Here is a 24,392-nt window from a genome sequence, read left to right on the forward strand (position 1 = left end):
AGGCCCGGGGTGCGGAGCTCTTCCGGCAACGAACGCCCCAGAGAGGCACCCGCGTCAGGTCTGGGCCATGTCCACAAAGCGCGAGTAGTGGCCCTGGAAGGCGACGGTGATCGTCGCCGTGGGGCCGTTACGGTGCTTGCCCACGATGATGTCCGCCTCGCCCGCGCGGGGTGACTCCTTCTCGTAGGCGTCCTCACGGTGCAGCAGGATCACCATGTCGGCGTCCTGCTCGATGGAGCCCGACTCACGCAGGTCGGACACCATGGGCTTCTTGTCCGTGCGCTGCTCGGGACCACGGTTGAGCTGCGAGAGCGCGATCACCGGGACCTCCAGCTCCTTGGCCAGGAGCTTGAGGTTACGGGACATGTCCGAGACCTCCTGCTGCCGGCTCTCGGAGCGCTTGGAACCACCGGCCTGCATCAGCTGGAGATAGTCGATGATCACGAGCTTGATGTCGTTGCGCTGTTTCAGCCGCCGGCACTTCGCGCGGATCTCCATCATCGACAGGTTCGGGGAGTCGTCGATGTAGAGCGGGGCGGAGGACACCTCGGGCATCCGGCGCGCCAGGCGGGTCCAGTCCTCGTCCGTCATGGTGCCCGAGCGCATGTGGTGCAGGGCCACCCGCGCCTCGGCCGACAGAAGGCGCATCGCGATCTCGTTGCGCCCCATTTCGAGGGAGAAGATGACGCTGGCCAGGTTGTGCTTGATCGAGGCCGCGCGGGCGAAGTCCAGCGCGAGAGTGGACTTGCCCATGGCGGGGCGGGCCGCGATGACGATCATCTGTCCCGGGTGCAGACCGTTGGTGAGCGAGTCGAGGTCGGTGAAGCCGGTGGGCACACCGGTCATCTCGCCACTGCGTGAGCCGATCGCCTCGATCTCGTCGAGCGCGCCTTCCATGATGTCGCCGAGCGGCAGATAGTCCTCGCTGGTGCGCTGCTCGGTGACCGCGTAGATCTCGGCCTGGGCGCGGTTGACGATCTCGTCGACGTCGTCGTCGGCCGCGTATCCCATCTGGGTGATGCGCGTCCCCGCCTCGACCAGGCGCCGCAGGACGGCTCGCTCGTGGACGATCTCCGCGTAGTACTCGGCGTTCGCCGCCGTCGGCACGGTCTGGACGAGCGTGTGCAGATACGATGCGCCGCCCACCTTGTTGATCTCGCCGCGCTTGGTGAGCTCGGCGGCGATCGTGATGGGGTCGGCCGGCTCACCCTTGGCGTAGACGTCCAGGATCGCCTGGAAGATCGTCTCGTGGGCGGGCTTGTAGAAGTCGTGGCCCTTGAGGACCTCGACGACGTCCGCGATGGCGTCCTTGGACAGGAGCATGCCGCCCAGGACGGACTGCTCGGCGTCCAGGTCCTGGGGTGGGACACGCTCGAAGGCCGTGCCTCCGCCGTCCCATTCACCGGTGTCCCTGCCGCGGTCGTGCTGCTCGTCGCGCCCCCGGCCCCCGTCGCCGCGGCGGCGCGAGGAAGGCAGACGATCACTGGGCCCGCTGTCGGCCCACGGGTCGTCCAAGGGCTCGGAAATACTCACCGAGCCACCTCCTCCCGTCCGCCGAGCGGACCTCGCCGTGCTTCTCAGTTCTACGGCACGACACTGACAAATGAGACGCCCAACTCCGGTTCTGGCGCGTCGGTTTTGTGCTGGTTTCCCAGCCGACGAACGGAGCGGGCGCCGGACCACCGTAGGCCCGCGGGCACCGTCAGCCAATCTGGTTATCCACAGGCCATGTGGACGACCGCCCGGATGCTGTGGAGAACTCCACAAAACCTGTGCACGACCCGGTGGACAGCCCTGTGAACAAGCTCTGCCTCATTCGCCAAGAGGGGCTTTGACCTGCGGCTTCGCCGTCCACCGGCTGTGCAGAAGAAAAACTTTCCCGGTCGGCTCAAGATCAGTTCGAACTGTACACAGCTGTGCACACCCCCCGAACACAAGTAAGGGTCCAATCCAGATTGCATCTCTTACCTGTGGACGATTAGATTGATGCACATGACACAGGCGTCCGCGGCCCCCAAGGCCACCCGGCGACAGCACGACCGCGAGATCGTCGCCCTCGCCGTCCCGGCCTTCGGCGCGCTTGTCGCCGAGCCCCTTTTCGTCATGGTCGACAGCGCGATCGTCGGCCATCTGGGTACTGCGCAACTCGCCGGTCTCGGCATCGCCTCAGCCCTTCTGATGACGGCCGTCAGTGTCTTCGTCTTCCTCGCCTACGCCACTACGGCCGCCGTAGCCCGCCGTGTAGGAGCGGGCGATCTCCAGGCCGCGATCCGTCAGGGCATGGACGGCATCTGGCTGGCACTGCTGCTCGGGGCAGCGGTCATCGCCGTCGTCCTCCCCACCGCCCCGTCGATCGTGGAACTCTTCGGGGCCTCTGACACCGCGGCTCCCTACGCCACGACCTATCTGCGCATCTCTGCCCTGGGCATCCCTGCCATGCTGGTGGTCCTCGCCTCGACCGGGGTACTCCGCGGGCTGCAGGACACCAGGACCCCTCTCTATGTCGCCATCGCCGGCTTCGTGGCCAACGCCGTTCTCAACGCAGGCCTCGTCTACGGCGCCGACCTCGGCATCGCGGGCTCTGCATGGGGCACAGTCATCGCCCAGTGCGGTATGGCGGCCGCCTATCTCGTGGTTGTCGTCCGAGGAGCCCGCAGGCACGGCGCTTCCTTGCGTCCTGACGCCGCAGGGATCAGAGCCTCCGCCCAAGCCGGTGTACCTCTGCTGGTCCGCACGCTTTCCCTGAGGGCGATCCTGATGATCGCGACAGCCGTTGCAGCCCGACTGGGGGACGCCGACATCGCCGCCCACCAGATCATTCTGTCCCTGTGGAGCCTGCTCGCCTTCGCTTTGGACGCCATCGCCATCGCCGGGCAGGCCATCATCGGCCGCTATCTGGGAGCCGGCGACACCGAAGGTGCCCGGCAGGCATGCCGTCGGATGGTCGAGTGGGGCATCGCGGTCGGGGTTGTTCTCGGCGTCCTGGTCGTACTCTCCCGACCGCTGTTCCTGCCCCTGTTCACCAGTGACTCCACGGTCAAGGACACCGCCCTGCCCGCTCTGGTGATCGTGGCGCTCTCCCAGCCGATCTGCGGTGTCGTCTTCGTCCTGGACGGCGTACTGATGGGTGCAGGCGATGGGCCCTACCTCGCCTGGGCCATGGTGATCACCCTGGCCGCCTTCGCCCCGGTAGCACTCCTCGTGCCCGCCCTGGACGGCGGTCTCACGGCCCTGTGGGCGGCGATGACCCTGATGATGCTGATCCGCATGCTGACGCTCTGGCTGCGCACTCGCTCAGGTCGCTGGCTCGTCACCGGGGCGACCCGCTGACCGTTTCACGTGAAACACCGTGAGCCCGTCCCGTTTCACGTGAAACACCGGGACCTTCACGACGGCGCCAGGACAAGCAAGAGGGGCCGTACCCCAACAGGTACGGCCCCTCTCACTACTGCTCAAGCCACGCGCAGCAATCAGGCCGCGACGACCTCGATGTTGACCTTGGCGGCAACCTCGGGGTGCAGACGCACGGACGTCTCGTGAGCGCCCAGCGTCTTGATCGGCGAGCCCAGCTCGATGCGGCGCTTGTCGACCTCGGGGCCACCGGAAGCCTTGATCGCGGACGCGATGTCGGCCGGGGTGACGGAACCGAAGAGACGACCGGCGTCGCCGGAGCGGACGGCCAGGCGGACCTTGACGCCCTCGAGCTGGGCCTTCACCTGGTTGGCCTGCTCGATGGTCTGGATCTCGTGGATCTTGCGAGCACGACGGATCTGCTCGACGTCCTTCTCGCCACCCTTGGTCCAACGGATCGCGAAGTTCCGCGGGATCAGGTAGTTACGAGCGTAACCGTCCTTGACGTCGACGACGTCGCCCGCGGCACCGAGGCCGGAGACCTCGTGGGTGAGGATGATCTTCATTAGTCGGTCACCCTTCCCTTATCGCGCGGTGGACGTGTAGGGCAGCAGCGCCATCTCACGGCTGTTCTTCACGGCCGTGGCGACGTCACGCTGGTGCTGCGTGCAGTTGCCGGTCACGCGGCGGGCACGGATCTTGCCGCGGTCGGAAATGAACTTCCGCAGCATGTTCGTGTCCTTGTAGTCCACGTACTGGACCTTGTCCTTGCAGAAAGCGCAGACCTTCTTCTTAGGCTTGCGCACAGGCGGCTTCGCCATGGTGTTTCTCCTGTGTGATCAAGAAGTGTGGGTACGACCCACCCCTCGGCCCGAGGCCTAGAAGGGGGGCTCGTCCGAGTAGCCGCCGCCACCGCCGCCGCCGGAGTTTCCACCCCAGCCGCCGCCACCGCCGCCCTGGTTGCCACCGGCGGGAGCGCCGGTCGCCCACGGGTCGTCGGCAGGAGCGCCGCCGCCCTGCTGACCGCCGCCGGGGCCGCCGCCCCAGCCGCCGCCACCCTGGCCGCCGGCTCCACCGCCGCCGTAACCGCCCTGGCCACCACGACCGGCACCACCGGCCGTCTTGGTGACCTTGGCCGTGGCACTGCGCAGGCTGGCGCCGACTTCCTCGACGTCCAGCTCGTAGACCGTGCGCTTGACGCCCTCACGGTCCTCGTAGGACCGCTGCTTCAGCCGGCCCTGCACGATGACGCGCATGCCTCGCTGGAGCGACTCGGCGACGTTCTCCGCCGCCTGACGCCAGACCGAGCAGGTCAGGAACAGGCTCTCGCCGTCCTTCCACTCGTTCGTCTGACGGTCGAAGGTGCGGGGGGTGGACGCGACACGGAACTTCGCGACCGCCGCACCGGAAGGGGTGAAGCGCAGCTCGGGGTCGTCGACAAGATTGCCGACGACCGTGATGACGGTCTCGCCTGCCATGGGGAACCTCTCGGCGGGTTTGCTCTGGCTGCTTGGTTGCTGCTGCTACTCGGATCCCGGGATCAACTGAGCGGGAGAGCTCAGTGGGTCTCGGGGCGGAGGACCTTGGTCCGGAGGACCGACTCGTTCAGGTTCAGCTGGCGGTCGAGCTCCTTGACGACCGCAGGCTCGGCCTGCAGGTCGATGACCGAGTAGATGCCCTCGGGCTTCTTCTTGATCTCGTACGAGAGCCGACGACGGCCCCAGGTGTCGACCTTCTCCACCTTGCCGTTGCCCTCACGGACGACGGAGAGGAAGTTCTCGATCAGGGGGGCGACAGCGCGCTCCTCCAGATCGGGGTCGAGGATGACCATCACCTCGTAGTGACGCATGTGGAACCCACCTCCTTTGGACTCAACGGCCACGGTCGTTCCGTGGCAGGAGGGTTGTGATGCGTACGCAACGGTATCGGCCGCCACTGACAATCGGGGCTTCCTCGCGGTAGTCCCGGTCGTGACATGGGCAGACACCGTGCAGACGGTACAGACTACCCGCACACCGGCTTCCGGTTGAAATCCGGCCCCGGGGGCGGTCACTCTGTACACATCGGGTGTGTATGGCGCTACGATGCGCCGCCTTCCGCAGGAGGTGCCCTATGGCACAGGCAATGCGACCCAACACCGCCGGAGGCCTTTTCGCCACGGACGGAAAGCCCCACCCCCTCCAGGACACGCTGCTCGCGGTGACCCTGGTGCTGGGCATCACGGCCTTCGTCACGGCGATGTTCGACAACCTGCACCTGCTCAGCTCCTGGACCGGCCTGGTGGGCATCCTCACCGGCGCGTACGGCCAGTGGATCTCGGAGACCACACGGGAGCGCTTCGGACTGATCCTGGGCCTCGGCGCCGCCGCGGTCGGGTTCTTCCTCGGCATGGCGCACGGCGGCCTCTTCGGCGGGGTCATCAACTGACGCCACGGGCACCGTCCCCCGACACCACCCAAAGCACCACGGAACGCCTCGGCGGCCTCTGAGCCGGGGCGCAGGTTCCGTGCGCCCAGCCGGGGCGCTCCCCAGGCGCAGTAGGCTTCGGCGCGAGAGCCGGAGCCCCTGTACCCATGGGGACACACCAGCCCGAGGAGCGCCCCGAATGAGCCTGACCCTGAGGACGATCAGTCGCGAGCAGCATCTGGCATACATCCAGAGCCTGCCCTCGGCGAGCCACATGCAGGTTCCTGCCTGGGCAGACGTCAAGGCGGAATGGCGCTCCGAGAGCCTCGGCTGGTTCGACGAGAAGACCGGCGAGCTCGTCGGCGCGGGTCTCGTCCTCTACCGCCAGCTGCCCAAGATCAAGCGCTATCTCGCCTATCTGCCCGAGGGCCCGGTCATCAACTGGTTCGCGCCGAATCTGACCGAGTGGCTGGAACCGATGCTCGCGCACCTCAAGCACCAGGGCGCCTTCTCGGTGAAGATGGGCCCGCCGGTGATCATCCGGCGCTGGGAGGCCACCTCCATCAAGGCGGGCATCCAGAACCCGGACGTGAAGCGCCTGCGGGACATCGAGGCCGACTTCATCGAGCCGCGCGCCTTCGAGGTCGCCGACAAGCTGCGCCGCATGGGCTGGCAGCAGGGCGAGGACGGGGGAGCCGGCTTCGGTGACGTCCAGCCCCGCTACGTCTACCAGGTGCCGCTCGCGAACCGCTCCCTGGAAGAGGTCCACAAGAACTTCAACCAGCTGTGGCGCCGCAACATCAAGAAGGCCGAGAAGGCCGGCGTCGAGGTCGTCCAGGGCGGCTACCAGGACCTCGAGGAATGGCAGCGGCTGTACGAGATCACCGCGGTGCGCGACCACTTCCGGCCCCGCCCCCTGTCGTACTTCCAGCGCATGTGGACGGCCCTCAACACCGAGGACCCCAACCGGATGCGGCTGTACTTCGCCCGGCACGAGGGTGTGAACCTGTCGGCGGCGACCATGCTGATCGTCGGCGGCCACGTCTGGTACTCCTACGGCGCCTCCGACAACATCGGCCGCGAGGTCCGGCCCTCGAACGCGATGCAGTGGCGGATGCTGCGCGACGCCTACGCGCTCGGCGCGACCGTCTACGACCTGCGGGGCATCTCCGACTCGCTGGACGAGACCGACCACCTCTTCGGTCTGATCCAGTTCAAGGTGGGCACGGGCGGTCAGGCGGCCGAGTACCTCGGCGAGTGGGACTTCCCGCTCAACAAGCTGCTCCACAAGGCTCTCGACATCTACATGTCGCGCCGCTGACGTCGCGCTGTTCGCTTCAATAGCTCGCATACCTCTGATACACCGCAGCCACTAGAAAGGTTCCGGGTCCGGCCATGGCGCTCACGCTCTACGTCGACACCGCGCGCTGGCGGGCGCACCACAAGCACGTGCAGGAGCAGTTCCCGGGGCTCGTCCCGGTCTGCAAGGGCAACGGCTACGGCTTCGGGCACGAGCGGCTGGCGGAGGAGGCCACCCGGCTGGGCTCGGACGTCCTCGCCGTCGGCACGACCTACGAGGCCGCACGGATCAAGGACTGGTTCGGCGGTGACCTGCTGGTGCTGACGCCGTACCGGCGCGGCGAGGAGCCCGTTCCGCTGCCCGACCGGGTCATCCGGTCGGTGTCGTCCATCGACGGTGTCTACGGCCTCGTGGGCGCCCGCGTGGTCATCGAGGTGATGTCCTCGATGAAGCGGCACGGCATCAGCGAGCAGGACCTGCCGCAGTTGCACGCCGCCATAGAGAACGTCCGCCTGGAGGGCTTCGCGATCCACCTCCCGCTCGACCGCACCGACGGCTCCGACGCCGTCGAGGAGGTCATCGGCTGGATGGACCGGCTGCGCGCGGCCCGGCTGCCGCTGCACACCATGTTCGTGAGCCACCTCAAGGCCGAGGATCTCGCCCGACTGCAGCAGCAGTTCCCGCAGACCCGTTTCCGGGCCCGCATCGGGACCCGGCTGTGGCTCGGGGACCACGACGCCACCGAGTACCGCGGGGCCGTCCTGGACGTCACCCGCGTCTCCAAGGGGGACCGCTTCGGCTACCGGCAGCAGAAGGCGGCCTCCGACGGCTTCCTGGTCGTCGTGGCGGGCGGTACCTCGCACGGTGTGGGCCTGGAGGCCCCGAAGGCCCTGCACGGCGTCATGCCGCGCGCCAAGGGGGTCGCCCGGGCCGGCCTGGCCACGGTCAACCGGAACCTTTCTCCGTTCGTCTGGGGCGGCAAGCAGCGCTGGTTCGCAGAGCCGCCGCACATGCAGGTCTCCATCTTGTTCGTGCCCTCGGACGCCCCCGAGCCGAAGGTCGGCGAGGAACTGGTGGCCCATCTGCGCCACACCACCACGCAGTTCGACCGCATCGTCGACCGCTGACCACCTGAGGCTCCACAGGCGAAAAGGCCGTACACGGGATGTCCGTGTACGGCCTTTGACGCGTGTGCCGCAATCGGCGTACGCCATACGGGGCCTGTTCGCTCACAGCGAACGGTCGGTGGCCTCCCGGTCGTTGCCCCACTCCACCTGCGGCCCCTCGAAGTGGGCCGCGTGCCTTGGCGGGTGGGCGGCGGGACCCAGCACGAAGACGTCTTCGGCTCCGTCGAGCACGCCACCCGAGGGATCGTCGTCGCCGGCCCGGCGTACCACGTCCCGTTCCGGCATGAGGATGTCGCGCACGACCATCACGCACAGGTAGGCGGTGCCCAGGAGGTGCAGGGCGATGGCCCAGTGGTAGCCGTCGGTCGGCAGACCCTTGTGAGCGTTGCCGCTGGTCGTGTAGGCGAGGTACATCCAGATCCCCAGGAAGTACGCCACCTCGCACGCCTGCCAGATGAGGAAGTCGCGCCACTTGGGGCGAGCCAGTACGGCCAGCGGCACCATCCACAGGACGTACTGCGGCGAGTAGACCTTGTTGGTGAGGATGAACGCCGCGACGATCAGGAACGCCAGCTGGGCGAAGCGCGGTCGGCGCGGGGCGGTCAGGGCCAGCGCCGCGATGCCCGCGCAGCACAGCAGCACCAGCAGCGTGGCGAGGGTGTTGACCGTTTCGGTACTCAGCGGGTCGGAGGAGTTCTGGGCCAGGATCAGCCAGAAGGAACCGAAGTCCACACCCCGCTCCTGGCTGAACGTGTAGAACTTCGACCAGCCGTCGAAGGCGAAGAGCATCACCGGCAGGTTCACCACGAGCCAGGAGACGAGCGCGCCGCCCAGGGCCTTGCCGAAGTCCCGCCACTTGCCCGCCCGCCAGCACAGCACGAACAACGGCCCGAGCAGGAAGACCGGGTAGAGCTTGGCGGCTGTGGCGAGCCCCAGGAGGACGCCGAAGGCGAGCGAACGGCCCCGCGCCCACATCAGCATCGCGGAGGCCGTCAGAGCGACCGCCAGCAGGTCCCAGTTGATGGTGGCGGTCAGCGCGAAGGCCGGCGCCAGGGCGACCAGCAGGCCGTCCCACGGGCGGCGGGCGTGGGTACGGCTCACGCAGACGACGATGACGGCCGCACAGGCCATCAGCATCCCGGCATTGACCATCCAGTACCACTGCTCCTGGTCCTGGATGCTGCCGCTCCCCGGTGTGAGCCAGGCGGCAACCTCCATGAACACACCGGTCAGCACCGGGTATTCGAGGTACTGCATGTCACCGGGAAGCTTGTCGAAGTACGGGACGAGCCCGTCGGCGAAGCCGCGCCCCTGATAGAGGTGCGGGATGTCCGAGTAGCACGCGTGGGTGTACTGGGAGCTGGCCCCGAAGAACCAGCCGCCGTTGTAGCAGGGCGCCTTTTGGACCAGGCCGAGCGCGAACATTCCGATGGCCACGAGCGCGATGATCCGGACAGGCGTCCACCAGGAGGTCCCCAGCAGGGCGCGCCGCCCGAGTGGGCCGCCGATGAACTCGCTGCCGTTCCTGGCGACCTCGTCGTCCTTGGTCGGACGCACCGGGTCCGACTCGTGCACGCTCGCTGGCGTCGATTCAGCACTGGGCATGCGGCCCATCCTGCCGTACGAGGCCATGAGTACGCCGAGGGCCGCCGCACCTGGTGGGTGCGACGGCCCATGTTTCACGTGAAACACCCTCGACGGGGCATTTGGCGACTAACCGCCTGAGCCGCCGAAGAGGCCCCCATTGCCATTGCCGTTGGTATTGCCGCCGCTCCCGTCCGTCGAGGTGGCCGTGGGGGACGAGGTCACGCCTCCGTCGGTGCCCCCGTTGTCCGTACCGCCCGCGTCGCTGCACTGCCAGTCGAACCGACAGGTCTCCGTCGCTGTGGGCGTCGGTGACGTGAGCGTCTGGCTGGGCGTCGGAGTCGGAGTCGGCGTCGCCGACTCGGTCTCGCTGGGCGTCGGAGTGGGCGTCGGGCTCGGCTCCTCGTTGACGATCTCACCGATGGGCTCCGGCGTCGGGAAGTCGATCGCCTTCTGGTCCTTCAGAGCCTGTTCCATGTAGTCGTGCCAGATCTCGGACGGGAACGACGCACCGTGGATCTTCTCCTGGCCACCCGTCCCGTACATCTCGAGGAACGTACGGTTCTTCTTGGTCTCGTCGTCGTCCAGCCGGAACATGGTGATCGACGTGGAGAGCTGCGGGGTGTACCCGACGAACCAGGCGGACTTGTTGCCGTCGGTGGTACCGGTCTTGCCCGCCACTTCACGGCCGGTCAGCTGGGCGTTCGTACCCGTACCGTCCTCGACCACGGTCTTGAGGACATCGGTGACGTTGTCGGCGACCTTCTTCTCGAAGGCCTGCTCGGGCTGCGCCTTGTGCGTGAAGACGTCGCCGTCCTTGCTCGTGACCTTCTCGACGGAGTACGGCTCGTTCTGCTTGCCGCTCGCCGCGAAGGTCGCGTACGCGCCCGCCATGCGGATAGCGCTGGGGTCGGAGATACCGATGGAGAAGGACGGGTAGTTGGTGCCGGCCAGGCTGTTCTCCTTGAGGCCGGCGTCCATGGCCGCCTCCTTCACCTTGTCCAGGCCGACGTCCATGCCGAGCTGCACGAAGGCGGAGTTCACCGACTCCCGCATCGCCTCACGAAGATCGATCTGGTACTTGGGCGGAGAGCCGTAGGACTGCTTGCCGTCGTTCTCCTGGAGCCACTCCTTGCCCTCCTCGTTCTTCCAGATCGAACCGTCGTAGTTCTTGATCTTGAGGTCGTTCTTGCCGCTGAACAGGCTCTTCGCGTTGACGACGGTGCGCTCGTCCTGCGCCTGGCTCTCACCGAGGTCCGGATCGCGCACGCCCCACTTCATCGCCGCGGCGAGCACGAACGTCTTGAACGTCGAGCCGACCTGGGCACCGGTGGAGTCGCAGTTGTTGGTGAAGTGGGTGGTCGCGTCCTCACCGCCGTAGCAGGCCCGGATCGCCCCGGTGGCCGGCTCCACCGACGCCCCGCCGAACTGGACGTAGGTGTCCTTGTCCGGGCGCTTCTTGGGGTCGATGTTCTCCTTGCGGACCTTCTTGACCGCTGCCTCGAGCTCACCGACCTTCTTCTTGTCGAAGGTCGTGTAGATCGAGTAGCCGCCCCGCTGGAGCTGGTCGGCGCTGATGATCTTGTTGTTGACCAGATAGGCCTTGGCGAGGTCGACCAGATAGCCGACCTGCCCCTTGAGCTGGGTGTTGGACCGAGGGTTCTGCCACTTGGGCAGCGTGGTGTACTTCGCCCGCTCCGCCGCGCTGAGGTGGCCGTACTCGACCATCTTGCTGAGGGTGTCCTGCATCTGCCGCAGGGCCCGCCGGCTGTTGGCCTCAGGCGAGGCGTTGGTCGGGTCGATCGATTGCGCGCCCGCCGGGTCGTAGTACGTGGCGCCCTTGAGCATGGCGGAGAGGAAGGCGCACTCGCCCGGATTCAGGTCCTTGGCGTCCTTGTTGAAGTACGCGCGCGCGGCCGCCTGGATGCCGTACGCGTTGCGCCCGTAGTACGCCGAGTTCAGGTACCCCGCCATGATCTCGTCCTTGTTGACCGTGGCGCCCACCTTGATGGAGATGAAGATCTCCTTGAACTTGCGCGTGACGGTCTGGGACTGGTCGTCCAGGCGCGCGTTCTTGACGTACTGCTGGGTGATGGTGGAGCCACCCTGCGTGTTGCCGCCCCTCGCCATGTTGAACACGGCGCGGGCGATGCCCTTGGGGTCGATGCCGCTGTCGGTGTAGAAGGTCTTGTTCTCCTGCGAGACGACGGCGTACTGCATCGCCTTGGGGATCTGGGCGAGGTTGACGATCTGGCGGTTGGTCTCACCACCGGTGGAGACCATCTCGGTGTTGTCCGACCAGTAGTAGACGTTGTTCTGCGCCGTCGCGGTCTCGGCGACGTTCGGAACGCTCACGAGCGCGTAACCGACTCCGGCGACCGCGACCAGGCTTCCGATGAAGCCGATGAACAGGCCTGTCACCAGCTTCCAGGACGGCACCCAGCGCGCCACACCGTACTTGCCCGCGCGCGGGTAGTCGATGAGCCGCTTCTTGCCCGGATCGGATGCGCGCCCCCGGCCGGCCGGAGCCCCGCGCCTTGCTCCGCGAGCAGGCTCCGCCCCTCTGCGGCGACCACCGCCACCCGTGCTTCTCTGAGCCGCGCGGCGGGCCTCGGCACGGCCGCCGTACGGACGTTCCTCGCCTCCCGGACCGTAGGACGCCGACTCCTGGGAGCTCGTCCCATAGGAGTCGGAAAGAGACCCGGTGGCGCCTCGCGGAGCCGCGCGGCGGCCGGAGGACGAGCCGGACTGGCCGCGTCGGGCCGCGGCACGTCCGCCTCCCTGCGGCTGCGGCGGTTTGCGACGGTGCTCGCTCATCGAACGACTACTCCTCGGGCAGGCGCACCCTTGCGCGCCTGGAAACGGCGGCTGGTTTCCGGTCCCCCCGAAGTACGGATGTGGTCGGTCGCTCATTCATCCGTACCGCACCGGGACAGCGACGCTCCCCAGGCGTCACTCGGTTCCCGGTGGTGTGCATGCCGCACAGACTACGCACCGTCAAAACCCGCTGAGGCCCGAAGTTCACCCCAAATCCGGCAACTTGGCTCGCATGAAACCTTGATGTGATCCCGGTCACCGGCCCCCCACTTGTCGCTTCCGGAAGGGCGTTCTATCGTCTTGATGTATCGAGTCGATACATCGGTGCGAGACAGTGACGAGGAGGCGACGATGAGCCGGCGTTCCGGGATCCTCGAATTCGCCGTGCTCGGCCTGCTCCGCGAGTCCCCGATGCACGGCTATGAGCTGCGCAAACGTCTCAACACGTCCTTGGGCGTGTTCAGGGCGTTCAGCTACGGCACGCTCTACCCCTGCCTCAAGACGCTGGTCGCCAACGGCTGGTTGATCGAGGAACCGGGGAACACCACCGAGGACGCCCTCGCCGCACCACTCGCAGGGCGTCGCGCCAAGATCGTCTACCGGTTGACGGCGGAAGGTAAGGAGCACTTCGAGGAACTGCTCTCGCAGACGGGTCCCGACGCGTACGAGGACGAGCACTTCGCCGCTCGTTTCGCCTTCTTCGGGCAGACCTCACGCGACGTCCGCATGCGAGTCCTCGAAGGCCGCCGCAGCCGGCTGGAGGAGCGCCTGGAGAAGATGAGTGCCTCGCTGGCACGCACCCGGGAGCGCCTCGACGACTACACACTCGAGCTCCAGCGCCACGGGATGGAGTCCGTGGAGCGCGAAGTGCGCTGGCTGAACGAGCTCATCGAGAGCGAGCGGGCCGGCCGGGACCGGAAGGGCCCCGGCCAAGGAGAAGCCGCTCGCGACACCACAGAGGGAGCGCCGGGCGTCCTGCCCCGGCCCGGGGACACCCCCGGTCCGGATACGCCCGGCGACACCGCCACGTGAGGTCCCTGCCAGGGCCTCACTCGTACACACAGGGAGCAACCGGAATGGGTTCGGTTCGCGTAGCCGTCGTCGGCGTGGGCAACTGCGCCGCGTCGCTGGTTCAGGGAGTCGAGTACTACAAGGACGCCGACCCGGCGTCGAGGGTCCCCGGACTGATGCACGTCCAGTTCGGCGACTACCACGTTCGTGACGTCGAGTTCGTCGCGGCGTTCGACGTCGACGCGAAGAAGGTCGGTCTCGACCTCGCCGACGCCATCGGCGCCTCCGAGAACAACACCATCAAGATCTGCGACGTGCCGAACACCGGCGTGACCGTCCAGCGCGGCCACACCCTCGACGGCCTCGGCAAGTACTACCGCGAGACCATCGAGGAGTCGGCCGAGGCCCCGGTCGACGTCGTCCAGGTCCTCAAGGACAAGCAGGTCGACGTCCTCGTCTGCTACCTGCCCGTCGGATCCGAGGACGCGGCGAAGTTCTACGCCCAGTGCGCGATCGACGCCAAGGTCGCCTTCGTCAACGCCCTCCCGGTCTTCATCGCCGGCACCAAGGAGTGGGCGGACAAGTTCACCGAGGCGGGCGTCCCGATCGTCGGTGACGACATCAAGTCCCAGGTCGGCGCCACCATCACGCACCGCGTCATGGCGAAGCTGTTCGAGGACCGGGGCGTCGTCCTGGACCGCACGATGCAGCTGAACGTCGGCGGCAACATGGACTTCAAGAACATGCTCGAGCGGGACCGCCTCGAGTCCAAGAAGATCTCCAAGACGCAGGCCGTCACCTCCCAGATCCCCGACCGGGACCTCGGCGAGAAGAACGTCCACATCGGCCCGTCGGACTACGTGGCCTGGCTCGACGACCGCAAGTGGGCCTACGTCCGCCTCGAGGGCCGGGCCTTCGGTGACGTCCCGCTGAACCTGGAGTACAAGCTCGAGGTCTGGGACTCCCCGAACTCCGCGGGTGTCATCATCGACGCGCTGCGCGCCGCGAAGATCGCCAAGGACCGCGGTATCGGCGGCCCGATCCTGTCGGCCTCCAGCTACTTCATGAAGTCCCCGCCGGTCCAGTACTTCGACGACGAGGCCCGCGAGAACGTCGAGAAGTTCATCAAGGGTGAAGTCGAGCGCTAAGGCTCACTCAAACGCTCCTGCCAGGGCTGCAGAAGGTCCCCGGGCTGTATCGCCCGGGGACCTTCGCCGTATGTGAGGCTGTGCCCCATGTCCGTCGTCCGCGATCTGCGTGCCCTTCTCCGCTTCCGGGACTTCCGGCGTCTGCTCTCTGTGCGCCTGCTCTCCCAGGGCGCCGACGGCGTCTACCAGATCGCACTCGCCGCCTACGTCGTGTTCTCCCCGGAGAAACAGACCTCCGCCGCGGCGATCGCCTCCGCGATGGCGGTCCTGTTGCTCCCGTACTCCTTGGTGGGACCGTTCGCCGGCGTCCTCCTGGACCGCTGGCGCCGCCGCCAGGTCTTCCTCTACGGCAATCTGGTGCGCGCCCTGCTGGCCTCAGCGACGGCTGTCCTGATGCTCAGCCACGTCCCGGACTGGCTCTTCTACGCCTCAGCCCTGTGCGTCACCGCCGTCAACCGCTTCGTCCTGTCCGGCCTGTCCGCAGCACTGCCCCGTGTCGTGGACGAGCAACGGCTGGTGATCGCCAACTCACTCTCCCCGACAGCCGGAACGCTCGCCGCGACAGCAGGCGGGGGCCTCGCGTTCGTCGTACGACTACTGGTCGCCGATTCGGATGCCGCGGTGGTGCTCCTGGGAGCGGGGCTGTACCTGTGCGGGGCGCTCGCCGCCCTGCGGATGCCCGCGGAACTGCTGGGCCCCGACCGCGAGTTGATCCAGCCCCACCTCGGCGCCGCCCTCACGGGAACAGCCCGTGACCTGGCCGCCGGTGTACGGCATCTCGCCGCACCCGCGCGCCGGTCGGCTGCCCGAGCGCTCACCGCGATGTCGGTCATGCGGTTCTGTTACGGCGCTCTGCTCGTCATGGTGCTGATGCTCTGCCGATACGCCCTGACATCCGATCCCGACGCCGGACTGGCCCTGCTGGGCCTGGCGCTGGGAATCTCCGGCGCTGGGTTCTTCGTCGCCGCGGTCATCACCCCGTGGACCGCGGGGAAACTCGGACCGGAACGATGGATCGCCGTGTGCGCGGCGACCGCCGCGGTACTGGTGCCCGCACTCGGACTGCCCTTCGCCACCGTCCCCATGCTTGTCGCGGCGTTCATTCTGGGTCTGATCACCCAGGGAGCGAAGATCGCGACGGACACCATCGTGCAGTCCTCCGTCGACGACGGGTTCCGGGGCCGGATCTTCTCCGTCTACGACGTCCTGTTCAACATCGCCTTCGTGGGCGCCGCGGCCGTGGCCGCCCTGATTCTGCCGCCGGACGGCCGCTCGGCCCCCCTCGTGGTCACGGTCGCCGTCCTCTATGCAGCGATCGCCGTAGTCATGACGAAAGAACGGCAGATGGCGGCCGAACGATGAAGGGGCGGTGTTTCACGTGAAACACCGCCCCTCGATACGTCTGGCGCCATGTTTCACGTGAAACATGGCGCCGTTCGACGACCTCAGTCCTGCGCGGCCCACCATTCCTTCAGCGCGGCCACCGCTTCATCGTGCTCCATCGGCCCGTTCTCCAGGCGGAGCTCCAGCATGTGCTTGTAAGCGCGGCCCACGGCAGGGCCGGGCCCCACACCGAGGATCTCCATGATCTGGTTGCCGTCGAGGTCGGGCCTGATCGAGTCCAGCTCCTCCTGCTCCTGAAGCTGGGAGATCCGCTCCTCCAGACCGTCGTAGGCACGCGACAGTGCCGCCGCCTTGCGCTTGTTCCTGGTTGTGCAGTCCGAGCGGGTCAGCTTGTGGAGCCGGTCGAGCAGCGGGCCCGCGTCCCGCACATAGCGGCGCACCGCCGAGTCGGTCCACTCCCCGGTGCCGTACCCGTGGAAACGCAGATGGAGTTCGACGAGCCGCGAGACGTCCTTCACGAGCTCATTGGAGTACTTGAGCGCCGTCATCCGCTTCTTGGTCATCTTCGCTCCGACCACTTCGTGGTGGTGGAACGAGACCCGGCCGTCCTTCTCGAAGCGGCGGGTGCGCGGCTTGCCGATGTCGTGGAGCAGCGCGGACAGGCGGAGGGTCAGGTCGGGCCCTTCCTTCTCCAGCGCGATGGCCTGCTCCAGGACGATCAGCGTGTGCTCGTAGACATCCTTGTGCCGGTGGTGCTCATCGCTCTCCAGTCGCAGGGCCGGAAGCTCAGGCAGCACGTGCTCGGCGAGTCCCGTGTCGACCAGCAGGGTCAGTCCCTTGCGCGGGTGGGCGGACAGGATCAGCTTGTTCAGCTCGTCCCTGACCCGCTCCGCGGAGACGATCTCCAGACGCCCGGACATCTCCGTCATCGCGGTGACCACCTCGGGCGCCACCTCGAAGTCGAGCTGCGCCGCGAAGCGCGCTGCCCGCATCATCCGCAGCGGATCGTCCGAGAAGGACGCCTCCGGAGTGCCCGGCGTCCGCAGCACCCGCGCCGCGAGATCGTCGCGGCCGCCGTGCGGGTCGATGAACTTCTTCTCCGGGAGGGCGACGGCCATCGCGTTCACGGTGAAGTCACGCCGGACGAGGTCCTCCTCGATGGAGTCGCCGTACGACACCTCTGGCTTGCGCGAGGTGCGGTCGTACGCCTCGGACCGGTAGGTGGTCACCTCGATCTGGTAACCGTCCTTCTGCGCTCCCACGGTGCCGAAGGCGATCCCGACCTCCCACACGGCGTCCGCCCACGGTCGAACGATCTTCAGAACGTCCTGAGGACGGGCGTCGGTCGTGAAGTCCAGGTCGTTGCCGAGCCGGCCGAGCAGTGCGTCCCTGACCGAACCGCCGACCAGGGCGAGTGAGAACCCGGCCTCCTGGAAGCGGCGGGCGAGTTCGTCGGCGACAGGTGCGACCCGGATCGGTTCGTCCACCACGCGGTCCTGCACCTGACTCGGGGCACTGAGGTTGTCTTCGTTGGCGTTCGGCACAACAGAAGAGGGTACGTGGCCCAAAGGTTCCCGGGCGCCTCCATTAAACGTGCACAGACTCGCCATCCGGACCTGCACAAGGTCTGCTCCGGAGACTCACGGACGTGCTCCCCTTCATACATGCACATTCGGGACAGTGCGACGGCCTCCCCCGATCTTGTGGACCAGTCCGCGGCACTTCCCCTCAGCGCGCATCGTTACCATGCGTGGACGCACATTCCGACGACCACTGACGACGACGAGGGACGGGCGAGCGCGTGGCCGAGGCGGCAGACTTCCAGGGGACGAGTCCCTCACCTGCCCGCCGCTGGCTGCGGCGTACCGGAGCCCTGCTCGCAGGTGCCCCACTGCTGGCCGGCCTGTGCCAGTTCTCCGCCGCGGCGCCCGCCCAGGCCGCCGACGACTCCGGGTCGGTCTCCGTCGCGGTCGACACACTCAGCCCCAGCGCGCCTACGGACGGTGACACCCTCACCGTGTCGGGGACGGTGACCAACCACGGCAAGCAGGCCGTCACGGCCGCCCACGTGGGACTGCAAGTGGGCCCGGAGCTGAACACCCGCTCGTCGATCGACACCGTCACCGACAACAAGAACTCGCTCCAGGGCGCCACGGGGTCCGAGGTCGGCGGCAAGTACGAGACGAAGTTCACGAAGCTGACCCCCGGGGTGTCCGAGCCCTTCTCCATCTCCGTGCCGGTCGACGAGCTGGACCTCGGTGACTCCGGTGTCTACCAGTTCGCCGTCTCCGTGTCGGGCAAGACTGCGGCACAGCCGTGGGACCAGCCACTGGGCGTCCAGCGCACCTTCCTGCCCTGGCAGTCCGACGAAGCGGACCCGAGGACGAAGACGACGTTCCTGTGGCCGCTGATCTCCACCGTGCACATGACGGCGGAGACCGGCTCGAACGCCCAGCAGACGCCGGTCTTCCTCAACGACGACCTCGCCGAGGAGATCTCGGCGGGCGGCCGACTGGACCAGATGCTGTCGCTGGGCGAGAACCTTGACGTCACCTGGGTGATCGACCCGGATCTGCTGGCGTCCGTCGACGCGATGACCCGCAGCTACCGGATCCAGGGCGAGGGCGACACCACCACCGCCGGCACCCACCAGGCACTCGCCAAGCAGTGGCTGGCCAAGCTGCAGAGGGCTGTGGAGGACAAGGAAGTCGTCGCGCTCCCGTTCGCCGACCCCGACCTCGCCTCCCTCGCCCACAACGGCACGAGCGTCACCGGCTCGCTCAGCCATCTCGACGAGGCCACCGACGTCGCGGCGACCACGGTGCGGACCGTGCTCCACGTGACACCGAGCACCGACTTCGCCTGGCCGGTGAACGGCGCGGTGGACCCGTCGATCGTCAAGGTCGCCACCTCCGCCGGCGCCGACAAGGTGATCGCCCGCAGCGACAGCCTCCAGGAGACCGGCGGACTGTCGTACACGCCTTCCGCGGCCCGCCCCATCGGCGGCGGCACCACGGCGGTCGTAGCGGACGCACGGCTGTCCACGGCCTTCCAGGGCGATCTGACCCAGGCTTCCGCCACCACGCTCGCCGTTCAGCGGTTCCTGGCCCAGAGCCTGGCTCTGGGCCTCCAGACGGACAAGCAGCGCAGCATCGTCGTCGCCCCGCAGCGCATGCCCACGGCGAGCCAGGCCGCTGCCATGGCCCAGGCGATCACAGCGCTGCAGGGCGGGAACTGGTCGCAGACCCAGAAGCTCACGGCGGCGGCCGCGGCCAAGCCCGACCCCGGGGCCACCACCAAGGTGCCCTCCGCGTCCGCCTATCCCGCCTCGCTGCGCAAGCAGGAACTGCCGAAGTGGGCCTTCCAGCAGATCGCGAGCACCCAGAACAAGCTCGACAACTTCAAGGTGATCCTCTCCGACCAGTCCCGAGTCGTGACCCCCTTCGGGCGGGCCATGAACCGCGAGATGTCCACGTCGTGGCGGGGCCGCGCCACCGAGGCGAGCAGCTTCCGCAGTGACGTCGAGGCATACCTCGACGAACTGACCTCCCAGGTGAGCCTGATCGACAAGTCGGAGACCAAGCTCTCCGGCCGCAGCGCCACGATCCCCGTGACGGTCCAGAACAACCTGGTGCAGGGAGTGGAGCACCTGAGGCTGCGGCTGACCTCGCTGAGCCCGAACCGGCTCGAGATCGGCGGCTCCTCCTACTACGAGCAGCCCGTGGATGTCTCGGGCGGCCATAGCCAGACGGTGAAGTTCACCACGACGGCCAACGCCAACGGCAAGGCCTCGGTGATCGCCCAGTTGTACACCGAGGACGGACAGCCGTACGGCGAGCCCGTCAGGTTCGACGTGAAGGTCACCGAGTTCACGGCCACGGTCATGCTGGTCATCGGCGGCGGTGTCCTGCTGCTGGTGCTGGCAGGATTCCGGATGTACACCCAGCGCAAGCGCGCGACCGCCCGTGGGGCCGGGCAGCAGGGTCCGGACGACGAGGCGGGCGAAGCCGTGGAGGGCCCGGAGAACCCGGAAGGCTCCGAGGACCGTCTCAAGGAGGAGTCCGGCACCGGACCCCGGGCGGACGACCCGGAGCAGCCGAGTGACCTGACAGCGGACACCGAAGCGGAAAGCGCCGACCCGTCCGGCACGGGTGAGAGAGTGGACCGTTGAGGATGTCGTGGCCGGTGGGCCCGGGACGATGAGGTGGGGTAACCATGAACGCGCCGTACGACGGTGATCGCGGTCAGGGCGCGGACGACTCGGGCCGCCCCGAGGGGCCGCCGCCCGAGCATGGCCAGGTGCCGCCGCAGGCTCCCGCGGACATGTACCTCCAGGACGCCTACGACCAGGACCCCTACCGGGCGCAGGACCTCCATGCCCAGGACCCGGTCGCCGAGGCCCTCTACGACCGGGCGGCGCACCCCCCGCCACCCCCCGGCACCTACCAGCCGCAGCAGCCGCTCTACTCCCAGCCGCCCCAGTCTCCCTACGCTCCGGACCCGCACGTCTGGGCGCAGACACCGGCGCCCGAGCCGGAGGGCCCGACCCAGTACCTGCCGTACGGCGACGACCCGCGCACCACGCAGTTCGTGGGGGTCGACGATCTGGTGAGCCAGGCCGGCGAGGAACGCCACGAGCCGGACGCGTTCGCCCACCTCTTCCGCGACCAGCAGCAGCGGGGCGGCCGCCCGACGGATCCCCCGTCGGTGCCCGCACCAGGTGGACCGTCGGCGCCGCCGCGGTTCCAGGCTCCCGCGGTGCCCTCGGCCGACGAGACCATGAACCTGGGTACGGCGCCGGCCATGGCGGCTTCGGCCGCCCCCGCGGCACCAGCAGCTCCCGCAGCTCCCGCGAAGAAGGGCGGGAAGGCCACGGGCCTGCTCAAGTCGAGCGCCGTGATGGCGGCCGGCACGATGGTCTCGCGCCTTACCGGTTTCATCCGTTCGGCCCTGATCGTGTCGGCGTTGGGTGTCGGTCTGCTCGGTGACACCTTCCAGGTCGCCTACCAGCTGCCGACGATGATCTACATCCTCACTGTCGGCGGTGGCCTCAACTCCGTGTTCGTGCCGCAGCTCGTGCGCGCCATGAAGGAGGACGAGGACGGCGGCGAGGCGTACGCCAACCGACTGCTGACCCTGGTGATGGTGGCACTCGGCGCTCTGACCGCCCTCGCGGTCCTCGGCGCCCCGTTCCTGATCAGGCTGCTGTCCGACTCGGTGGCCGGCGACCCGGCGGCCAACGAGGTCGGTGTCACCTTCGTCCGCTACTTCCTGCCCTCGATCTTCTTCATGGGCATCCACGTGGTGATGGGACAGATCCTCAACGCGCGCGGGAAGTTCGGCGCGATGATGTGGACCCCCGTCCTGAACAACATCGTCATCATCGTGACGCTCGGGATGTTCATCTACGTCTACGGCAGCGCGGCCAACTCGGGCATGAAGGTCACGAACATCCCGCCGGAGGGGCAGCGCCTCCTCGGCATCGGTGTTCTGCTCGGCCTCGTGGTCCAGGCGTTGGCGATGATTCCCTACCTGCGCGAGACCGGGTTCCGGCTTCGGCTGCGCTTCGACTGGAGGGGCCACGGACTCGGCAAGGCCGTGACCCTCGCCAAGTGGACCGTCCTGTTCGTCCTGGCCAACCAGGCCGGCGCGCTCGTGGTCACCCAGCTGTCCACCGCGTCCGGCAAGGCCTCTCCCGTCGACGGCACCGGATTCTCCGCCTACGCCAACGCCCAACTGATCTGGGGCCTGCCGCAGGCCATCATCACCGTCTCTCTGATGGCGGCTCTGCTCCCGCGTCTGGCCCGCTCGGCGGCCGAGGAGGACGGCGGCGCCGTCCGCGACGACATCTCCCAGGGCCTGCGCACCACGGCCGTCGCCATCGTGCCGATCTCCTTCGGGTTCCTCGCCCTCGGCATCCCGATGTGCACGCTGATCTTCGGCTCCTCGGGCACCAGCGAGGCCACCAACATGGGGTACATGCTGATGGCCTTCGGCCTCGGCCTGATCCCCTACTCCGTCCAGTACGTCGTCCTGCGCGCCTTCTACGCCTACGAGGACACCCGGACCCCCTTCTACAACACGGTCATCGTCGCAGCGGTCAACGCGGGAGCGTCGGCGCTGTGTTACGTGGTGCTGCCGCCGCGCTGGGCCGTGGCCGGCATGGCCGCCTCGTACGGTCTCGCCTACGCGATCGGCGTCGGCGTCGCCTGGAACCGGCTGCGCAAGCGCCTCGGCGGCGACCTGGACGGCAACCGCGTCCTGCGGACCTACGCCCGGCTCTGCATCGCATCCGTCCCGGCGGCGCTGCTCAGCGGAGCGGCCTGCTACGGCATCGGGCACTCGCTCGGCCAGGGAGTCATCGGTTCGTTCGCCGCTCTGATCGCGGGCGGGGCGGTTCTGCTCGGGATCTTCTTCGTCGCCGCACGCAGGATGCGGATCGAGGAACTCAACTCACTGGTCGGCATGGTCCGGGGGCGTCTGGGCCGCTGAGGCAGGGGTACGCGCACAACCATCGTCCGCCACCGTGTGTCGTGCATAGCGGCGGACTGTGGGCACAATTGGATTCTGCGTCGCACGGCGCGCAATGAATGGGGAGGCAGGGAACGACGGTGGCGGAACGGAGCACGGCTGCCGTCGACGTGGCAGACACCAGCGGTGACGAACCGCTGACCGCCAAGGCGGAGCAGTCCACGGCCGACGGCGTCGCCAAGAACCGGGAGCGGGACACGGAAGACGTCGAGGCACAGGGGAGTGGCGGGACCGAGAGTCCTGGCAAGGCGTCACCGCCGGAGTTGCACAGCGGCCACAAACTCGCCAGACGCTATCGTCTCGAGGAGTGCGTCACCCGTCTGGACGGGTTCAGCAGTTGGCGTGCCGTCGACGAGAAACTCCGTCGGGCCGTCGGCGTGCACATCCTGCCCGCGGACCATGCCCGGGCGCGTTCCGTCCTGGCCGCGGCCCGTTCCTCCGCGTTGCTGGGCGACCCGCGGTTCGTCCAGGTGCTGGACGCCGTCGAGGAGAACGACCTCGTCTACGTCGTCCACGAATGGCTTCCCGACGCGACCGAGCTGACCACTCTCCTCGCACCGGGCCCGCTGGAGGTGTACGACGCCTACCAGATGGTCACTCAGGTCGCCTCCGCCATGGCCGCGGCCCACCGTGAGGGCCTCGCGCACCTGCGGCTGAACCCGAACGCGGTTCTGCGCACATCGAGCGGCCAGTGGCGCATCCGCGGCCTCGCCGTGAACGCCGCCCTGCGAGGCGTCAGTTCGGAGACTCCGCAGCGCGCGGACACCGAGGCGATCGGGGCGCTCCTGTACGCGGCGCTCACCCAGCGGTGGCCGTACGAGAACGACGCCTACGGTCTGGCCGGTCTGCCCAAGGACGTAGGTCTGATCGCACCGGACCAGGTGCGGGCGGGTGTCCACCGTGGGCTGTCCGAGCTGTCCATGCGGGCGCTCGCCAACGACGGTGCGACCGCCTCGCGGCACGAGTCGGCATGCACGACGCCCGAGGAACTGGTCAAGGCGCTCGGTGAGATGCCCCGCATCCGCCCGCCGGAGCCGGCGTTCACCGCGCCGCCCGAGTACCAGCGCACGACGTACCAGCAGGGCACGTACGGCCGGCCGGCCCCGCACCCCGGTGTCACCCAGCCCGTAGCGCCCCCGCCACCGCCGCTGCAGAGCCGCACGGGCCGGGCCCTGAAGTGGGCGGTCTCCGCTCTCCTCATCGCCGCGCTGGGCCTCGGCAGTTGGCAGCTCGCGGACGCGCTGATGGACCGGGGCGGCAAGTCGGACGAGAACCAGACCCAGACGACCGACGACGGCGACAAGAGCCCGACGAAGAAGGCCAGCGTTCCGATCTCCATCGTCAAGGGGTACGACTTCGACCCGTTCGGCGACGGATCCGAGAAGCCGACCGACATAAAGAAGGCCTACGACAGCGACACCTCGTCGTACTGGCAGACGGATTACTACGCGGGCGCCGACTTCGGGAACCTCAAGCCGGGCCTGGGGATAATCCTCGATCTCGGCAAGGTGCAGGACATCGGCAAGGTCACCGTCACGTTCATGGGCAACACGTCCGTCGAACTGCGGGCCGCCACAAGCGACGCAACTTCCCGCCCGACCACCTTCGACGCCTACACCAAGGTCGCCGAGGGCTCCGGTACGGGTGTCCCGCTCAAGCCGGACAAGGCCGTGAAGTCCCGCTACCTTCTGGTCTGGCTGACCAAGCTGCCTCTGACGGAGGAAGGCACCTACCGCGGCCGGGTGGCGGACATCAAGGTCACCAGCTGAGGCT

The 24,392-nt window shown here is 67.9% G+C and carries 18 protein-coding genes; 10 read left to right on the forward strand and 8 right to left on the reverse strand.

Features of this window, described 5'->3' with window-relative positions:
- Nucleotides 1-54: 54 nt before the first annotated feature.
- A complete protein-coding gene (gene dnaB / locus M2163_RS25615; protein WP_280895147.1) occupies nucleotides 55-1,533 on the reverse strand; it encodes a replicative DNA helicase in 1,479 nt (492 codons plus the stop codon).
- 459 nt (nucleotides 1,534-1,992) lie between these two features.
- On the opposite strand from dnaB, the gene M2163_RS25620 reads away from it, so the two are divergent.
- On the forward strand, nucleotides 1,993-3,330 hold the full coding sequence (locus M2163_RS25620; protein ID WP_280895148.1) for an MATE family efflux transporter: 1,338 nt from the start codon (nucleotides 1,993-1,995) through the stop codon (nucleotides 3,328-3,330).
- Nucleotides 3,331-3,470: 140 nt separating this feature from the next.
- Here the strand turns inward: M2163_RS25620 and rplI are convergent, their stop codons facing one another.
- The 4 genes from rplI to rpsF form a co-directional block, all read right to left on the reverse strand.
- Nucleotides 3,471-3,917, reverse strand: coding sequence for a 50S ribosomal protein L9 (rplI, locus tag M2163_RS25625; RefSeq protein ID WP_020134131.1), 447 nt, complete (start codon nucleotides 3,915-3,917; stop codon nucleotides 3,471-3,473).
- Nucleotides 3,918-3,935: 18 nt separating this feature from the next.
- Nucleotides 3,936-4,172: a 30S ribosomal protein S18 gene (rpsR, locus tag M2163_RS25630; RefSeq protein ID WP_006381652.1), complete on the reverse strand. Its 237-nt coding sequence runs from the start codon at nucleotides 4,170-4,172 to the stop codon at nucleotides 3,936-3,938.
- Between the two features lie 57 nt (nucleotides 4,173-4,229).
- A complete protein-coding gene (locus M2163_RS25635; RefSeq protein WP_280850520.1) occupies nucleotides 4,230-4,829 on the reverse strand; it encodes a single-stranded DNA-binding protein in 600 nt (199 codons plus the stop codon).
- Between the two features lie 80 nt (nucleotides 4,830-4,909).
- On the reverse strand, nucleotides 4,910-5,200 hold the full coding sequence (gene rpsF, locus M2163_RS25640; RefSeq protein ID WP_007383258.1) for a 30S ribosomal protein S6: 291 nt from the start codon (nucleotides 5,198-5,200) through the stop codon (nucleotides 4,910-4,912).
- 263 nt (nucleotides 5,201-5,463) lie between these two features.
- Between rpsF and M2163_RS25645 the strand changes: the two genes are divergently transcribed.
- The 3 genes from M2163_RS25645 to M2163_RS25655 all read left to right on the forward strand — a co-directional run bounded on the left by M2163_RS25645 (nucleotide 5,464) and on the right by M2163_RS25655 (nucleotide 8,184).
- Nucleotides 5,464-5,778, forward strand: a complete 315-nt coding sequence (locus tag M2163_RS25645; RefSeq protein WP_280850519.1) for a hypothetical protein — start codon at nucleotides 5,464-5,466, stop codon at nucleotides 5,776-5,778.
- Nucleotides 5,779-5,956: 178 nt separating this feature from the next.
- On the forward strand, nucleotides 5,957-7,078 hold the full coding sequence (gene femX, locus M2163_RS25650) for a peptidoglycan bridge formation glycyltransferase FemX (RefSeq protein WP_020134135.1): 1,122 nt from the start codon (nucleotides 5,957-5,959) through the stop codon (nucleotides 7,076-7,078).
- Nucleotides 7,079-7,152: 74 nt separating this feature from the next.
- A complete protein-coding gene (locus M2163_RS25655; RefSeq protein WP_037707235.1) occupies nucleotides 7,153-8,184 on the forward strand; it encodes an alanine racemase in 1,032 nt (343 codons plus the stop codon).
- A 102-nt stretch (nucleotides 8,185-8,286) separates the two neighbouring features.
- On the opposite strand, the gene M2163_RS25660 is transcribed toward M2163_RS25655, so the two are convergent.
- Both M2163_RS25660 and M2163_RS25665 read right to left on the reverse strand, forming a co-directional pair.
- Complete coding sequence (locus M2163_RS25660; RefSeq protein WP_280895149.1) at nucleotides 8,287-9,789, reverse strand: glycosyltransferase 87 family protein; 1,503 nt, start codon at nucleotides 9,787-9,789, stop codon at nucleotides 8,287-8,289.
- Nucleotides 9,790-9,897: 108 nt separating this feature from the next.
- Nucleotides 9,898-12,585 carry a transglycosylase domain-containing protein gene (locus M2163_RS25665; RefSeq protein ID WP_280895150.1) on the reverse strand — a complete coding sequence of 896 codons (2,688 nt, stop codon included), beginning with the start codon at nucleotides 12,583-12,585 and terminating at the stop codon, nucleotides 9,898-9,900.
- 351 nt (nucleotides 12,586-12,936) lie between these two features.
- Here M2163_RS25665 and M2163_RS25670 point away from each other — a divergent pair, with 351 nt between their 5' ends.
- The 3 genes from M2163_RS25670 to M2163_RS25680 all read left to right on the forward strand — a co-directional run bounded on the left by M2163_RS25670 (nucleotide 12,937) and on the right by M2163_RS25680 (nucleotide 16,106).
- Nucleotides 12,937-13,617 (forward strand): PadR family transcriptional regulator, encoded by a 681-nt coding sequence (locus tag M2163_RS25670; protein WP_280850516.1) that lies wholly within the window; start codon nucleotides 12,937-12,939, stop codon nucleotides 13,615-13,617.
- A gap of 44 nt (nucleotides 13,618-13,661) precedes the next feature.
- On the forward strand, nucleotides 13,662-14,744 hold the full coding sequence (locus tag M2163_RS25675) for an inositol-3-phosphate synthase (protein ID WP_125188603.1): 1,083 nt from the start codon (nucleotides 13,662-13,664) through the stop codon (nucleotides 14,742-14,744).
- Between the two features lie 87 nt (nucleotides 14,745-14,831).
- The gene (locus tag M2163_RS25680; protein WP_280895151.1) at nucleotides 14,832-16,106 is read left to right on the forward strand and encodes an MFS transporter; all 1,275 of its coding nucleotides are present in this window, start codon (nucleotides 14,832-14,834) and stop codon (nucleotides 16,104-16,106) included.
- 83 nt (nucleotides 16,107-16,189) lie between these two features.
- Here M2163_RS25680 and M2163_RS25685 read toward each other — a convergent pair whose 3' ends face one another.
- Nucleotides 16,190-17,632, reverse strand: a complete 1,443-nt coding sequence (locus M2163_RS25685) for a CCA tRNA nucleotidyltransferase (protein WP_280895152.1) — start codon at nucleotides 17,630-17,632, stop codon at nucleotides 16,190-16,192.
- Between the two features lie 257 nt (nucleotides 17,633-17,889).
- On the opposite strand from M2163_RS25685, the gene M2163_RS25690 reads away from it, so the two are divergent.
- The 3 genes from M2163_RS25690 (at nucleotide 17,890) to M2163_RS25700 (ending at nucleotide 24,388) form a co-directional block, all read left to right on the forward strand.
- Nucleotides 17,890-20,259 carry a DUF6049 family protein gene (locus M2163_RS25690; protein ID WP_280895153.1) on the forward strand — a complete coding sequence of 790 codons (2,370 nt, stop codon included), beginning with the start codon at nucleotides 17,890-17,892 and terminating at the stop codon, nucleotides 20,257-20,259.
- A gap of 44 nt (nucleotides 20,260-20,303) precedes the next feature.
- Nucleotides 20,304-22,580, forward strand: a complete 2,277-nt coding sequence (murJ, locus tag M2163_RS25695) for a murein biosynthesis integral membrane protein MurJ (RefSeq protein ID WP_280850511.1) — start codon at nucleotides 20,304-20,306, stop codon at nucleotides 22,578-22,580.
- A gap of 119 nt (nucleotides 22,581-22,699) precedes the next feature.
- On the forward strand, nucleotides 22,700-24,388 hold the full coding sequence (locus tag M2163_RS25700) for a protein kinase family protein (RefSeq protein ID WP_280895154.1): 1,689 nt from the start codon (nucleotides 22,700-22,702) through the stop codon (nucleotides 24,386-24,388).
- The last annotated feature ends 4 nt before the right edge of the window (nucleotides 24,389-24,392 follow it).

This window comes from Streptomyces sp. SAI-135, assembly GCF_029893805.1.
Classification (GTDB): domain Bacteria; phylum Actinomycetota; class Actinomycetes; order Streptomycetales; family Streptomycetaceae; genus Streptomyces.

Bases quoted from the DNA above. Each gene is read 5' to 3' on its own strand.
- M2163_RS25660 (WP_280895149.1), bottom strand. From the start codon at position 9,789: ATGCCCAGTGCTGAATCGACGCCAGCGAGCGTGCACGAGTCGGACCCG.
- M2163_RS25670 (WP_280850516.1), top strand. From the start codon at position 12,937: ATGAGCCGGCGTTCCGGGATCCTCGAATTCGCCGTGCTCGGCCTGCTC.
- femX (WP_020134135.1), top strand. From the start codon at position 5,957: ATGAGCCTGACCCTGAGGACGATCAGTCGCGAGCAGCATCTGGCATAC.
- M2163_RS25655 (WP_037707235.1), top strand. From the start codon at position 7,153: ATGGCGCTCACGCTCTACGTCGACACCGCGCGCTGGCGGGCGCACCAC.
- rpsR (WP_006381652.1), bottom strand. From the start codon at position 4,172: ATGGCGAAGCCGCCTGTGCGCAAGCCTAAGAAGAAGGTCTGCGCTTTC.
- M2163_RS25645 (WP_280850519.1), top strand. From the start codon at position 5,464: ATGGCACAGGCAATGCGACCCAACACCGCCGGAGGCCTTTTCGCCACG.
- M2163_RS25635 (WP_280850520.1), bottom strand. From the start codon at position 4,829: ATGGCAGGCGAGACCGTCATCACGGTCGTCGGCAATCTTGTCGACGAC.
- M2163_RS25620 (WP_280895148.1), top strand. From the start codon at position 1,993: ATGACACAGGCGTCCGCGGCCCCCAAGGCCACCCGGCGACAGCACGAC.
- murJ (WP_280850511.1), top strand. From the start codon at position 20,304: ATGAACGCGCCGTACGACGGTGATCGCGGTCAGGGCGCGGACGACTCG.
- M2163_RS25680 (WP_280895151.1), top strand. From the start codon at position 14,832: ATGTCCGTCGTCCGCGATCTGCGTGCCCTTCTCCGCTTCCGGGACTTC.
- rpsF (WP_007383258.1), bottom strand. From the start codon at position 5,200: ATGCGTCACTACGAGGTGATGGTCATCCTCGACCCCGATCTGGAGGAG.
- M2163_RS25665 (WP_280895150.1), bottom strand. From the start codon at position 12,585: ATGAGCGAGCACCGTCGCAAACCGCCGCAGCCGCAGGGAGGCGGACGT.
- rplI (WP_020134131.1), bottom strand. From the start codon at position 3,917: ATGAAGATCATCCTCACCCACGAGGTCTCCGGCCTCGGTGCCGCGGGC.
- M2163_RS25675 (WP_125188603.1), top strand. From the start codon at position 13,662: ATGGGTTCGGTTCGCGTAGCCGTCGTCGGCGTGGGCAACTGCGCCGCG.